1 protein-coding gene is annotated in these 233 nt (G+C 79.8%); it reads left to right on the forward strand.

What is annotated here, in order from left to right; translation table 11 throughout:
- The coding region (locus KVT14_RS21545) for a dihydrofolate reductase family protein (protein ID WP_217617404.1) at positions 1-233 on the forward strand (233 nt) is incomplete at both ends.

Raw genomic sequence — 233 nt, forward strand, 5'->3', positions numbered from 1 at the left:
CGGGCAGCGGGGTGCTGGTCCGGTGGCTGCTCGCGCAGGGCCTCGTCGACCGGATGACCCTGCTGGTCTACCCGGGCGTCGTCGGCCAGGGCACGCGGCTGTTCCCGCAGGACGGCCCGGACCTGCGGCTGACGCTCGTGGCGTCCCGGGCGACGCCCGGCGGCGTCACCGTGCAGACGTACGAGCCCGCCGGCCCCCCGGCGTACGCCGGGGCGGCGGCGCCACCCGCCGCC

The sequence above is a fragment of the Cellulomonas sp. GbtcB1 genome, from assembly GCF_019091725.1.
GTDB lineage: Bacteria > Actinomycetota > Actinomycetes > Actinomycetales > Cellulomonadaceae > Cellulomonas.